Here is a 2,121-nt window from a genome sequence, read left to right as displayed (position 1 = left end):
GAGGCCGCGCTCGACGTAGTCGGTGCTGTTCTCCCGAGCTCGCTGCTGGGAGAGATTCTGTTCACTCAGTGCGTCGTCGTTCTGGAAGATAACTCGGTCTGCCATGGTATCACTCAGTAACGTTCGTGTTGTCGCTCACCGTGACGTCCGGACCGACGTCGCGCTCCGGCACGGTCGTCGTCTCCTGGCCGCCACCGCCACCGACGTTTCCACCACCGCCTCCGCCGCTGTTGTCCGGTGGTGAACGCGATTCGGTTGCCGTCGGTGCCGCTGTCGGTGTCGTGGTCTGCTCGGTGCTGTCGACGGTCGTCCCGGCGACAGTAGCAGCGCCGACGGTTGTTGTGGTCGTCGTTTCTCGGACTGGCGTGGTTGTGCTGACTGTCGTTGTTGTCGGCTTTTGGTCAGTAGTCGCGGGATCTGGGTTTGGGTCGAGGTCGCCGCCGCAGCCGGCGAGGCTGGCGACGCCGATGGTGGAGAGGAGTTGCAGTAGTGACCGCCGTTTGAACATACTTGCTGGTTCTCACGAATCTGTCTTAAAGTATAGGCCACTTGCATCGGATGCTGGCTCGCCCACCGCCGGGGTCATCACCCTACCCGATCTAGCTGCGCCGCGACACCTGTCCAACTCGTTCCTGGATCTGCTGGACGACCTCCCCAACCGACTCCCGACTCCCAGCCTCGATCGCGATCTCCGACGGACTATTCGACACATTCCGCACCTCAACCGGACCATCCGTCGGCAACTGGGGGAGCGCGAGCGCGGTCGCGACATCGAACCCAACCTCGCGCGGCGGCACCGTCAGCTCCACATCCCACAACGGCTCGGAGACCTCGTTGACGATCGTGATCGCCGCCTGCTCAGCGGCCTGCGGGCTCGTCAACCCCGGGATCGTCTGCTGGGGTGCCTCCCGCGGATCCGAAGCGCTGTCGAACGCATACGACCCACGGGTCTCGGACTGGTAGTCGACCTCGTACGTCGTTCCGTCGCTCATGCTGCCCGCCGAGAGCACCGTGATCGTGCCGTCCAAGTACGAGATGTTGTAGTCGACGTTGCGTTCGAACGTCTGGCCGGGGTTCGCTGGGTCGATCACCGTCTCGCTTCCATCGACAAGATACTCGTGGGGCAGCTCGACCGCTGTCCCGACGTCGGCGGTGAACTGCTCCGACCGTACCGTCTGCGGACTACCGACCACCGTGACCTTCTCGTAGACGCTACCGCTGCGCTTGTTGAGCCGGTAGTCGACGAGATCGAGTTCGTCGTCGCTGACGCGCTGGCCGGGCTGCGTCCAGACCACCGTCGGCGTCTCATCCACGAGCGTGTACTCCCAGATGAAATCACCCTGGTCGGCTCCATCCCGTAGGATCCGGTCGAGGTGGCCGTCGAACGACTGGTTGATGAACGCCGGCGTCTCGTCGAGGTCAGCGTAGAGGTCGTAGAGGTCGACCGACTGGGGCTGGTAGCCCTCCGATGGCGTCTCGTCGAGCCGGCTGCCGTAGCCGCCGACCGTGAACCGCGCCCGGATCCGGCCGCTCGGATCCGCAAAGGAGCCGTCGACCGTCTCGCTGTTCTGAGCCGAGAGCCACGTCTGGCCCTGGTCGTTGCTGATCGCGACCGCCTGCCCGCCCGATGTGTCGTCGATCGTTGCCTCGAGCCGGCCGCCCACGACTTGCTGGGCCGTCGTGATGTCCGAGGTCTCCCGGCTGCCGGCGACGTAGTCCTGCGGGCCGGGCAGCGGCCCGTTGATGTCGATATTGTCAGAGGGGAAGTCGTCCGAATCGCTTGTATCGTAGTACCGGGCGTCGTGGGCGTTGACGACGTCGAGGTACATCGTCTCGGTGCCGGCCGCGGTCACGTCAATCTCGATGTCGTGCGACCCCGCAGTCAGCTCGAAGTCGCCGACCTCGAACACCCAGTTCATGCCGCCGAGCAGGACGTTCTCTGAGACCGACGCGATCTCTTGGCCGTCCACCAGCACCCGGTAGGCCGGATTCGCGAAGTCCGTGTCGCCCTCAACACGGTAGCGGAGTGCGATCCGCCAGTCGCCGGCCGGGATGTCGTGGTTGGTGGTGAACGACCAGGGGCCGTACGTGATGAGGTCCGCGAGCGACAGCGCTTCGCCC

1 protein-coding gene and 1 pseudogene are annotated in these 2,121 nt (G+C 64.9%); both read right to left on the bottom strand.

All coding sequences use genetic code 11. The annotated features are described in order from the left end of the window. Nucleotides 1-109: 109 nt before the first annotated feature. Nucleotides 110-508, bottom strand: a complete 399-nt coding sequence (locus EPY72_RS19055; RefSeq protein WP_135807454.1) for a hypothetical protein — start codon at nucleotides 506-508, stop codon at nucleotides 110-112. A gap of 91 nt (nucleotides 509-599) precedes the next feature. Next, a pseudogene (locus tag EPY72_RS19610) lies at nucleotides 600-2,121 on the bottom strand (hypothetical protein); the annotation flags it as partial.

It is taken from the genome of Halorussus marinus, assembly GCF_004765795.1.
GTDB classification, from domain to species: domain Archaea; phylum Halobacteriota; class Halobacteria; order Halobacteriales; family Haladaptataceae; genus Halorussus; species Halorussus marinus.
This window is presented reverse-complemented; position numbering and strand designations above follow the sequence as displayed.

What these genes read in the sequence shown, in the direction of transcription:
- EPY72_RS19055 (WP_135807454.1), bottom strand. Translation starts at nt 508, where the DNA reads ATGTTCAAACGGCGGTCACTACTGCAACTCCTCTCCACCATCGGCGTC.